1 rRNA gene is annotated in these 532 nt (G+C 53.9%); it reads left to right on the top strand.

What is annotated here, in order from left to right:
- Window positions 1-532 (top strand): 23S ribosomal RNA (locus HQN87_RS31995); the annotation flags it as partial.

The raw sequence follows: 532 nt of genomic DNA, 5'->3' as shown, positions 1-532 counted from the left end.
CAGGAGAAGGTGCCCGTACCGCAAACCGACACAGGTAGGCGAGAAGAGAATTCTAAGGCGCGCGGAAGAACTCTCGTTAAGGAACTCGGCAAAATGACCTCGTAACTTCGGGAGAAGAGGTGCCTCGGTAGGGTGAATAGCCCGAGGGGGCCGCAGTGAAAAGGCCCAAGCGACTGTTTAGCAAAAACACAGGTCTGTGCGAAGCCGTAAGGCGAAGTATACGGGCTGACGCCTGCCCGGTGCTGGAAGGTTAAGGGGAGTGGTTAGGGGCAACCCGAAGCTGTGAACCGAAGCCCCAGTAAACGGCGGCCGTAACTATAACGGTCCTAAGGTAGCGAAATTCCTTGTCAGGTAAATTCTGACCCGCACGAATGGCGTAACGACTTGGGCGCTGTCTCAACGAGAGATCCGGTGAAATTTTAATACCTGTGAAGATGCAGGTTACCCGCGACAAGACGGAAAGACCCCATGGAGCTTTACTGCAGCTTGATATTGAATTTGGGTACGATCTGTACAGGATAGGTGGGAGCCG

It is taken from the genome of Paenibacillus tritici (assembly GCF_013204885.1).
In the GTDB taxonomy this organism is placed as follows: Bacteria; Bacillota; Bacilli; order Paenibacillales; family Paenibacillaceae; genus Paenibacillus_AQ; species Paenibacillus_AQ tritici.
The sequence above is the reverse complement of the archived record's forward strand: the minus strand, read 5'-3'. Positions and strand labels throughout refer to the sequence as shown.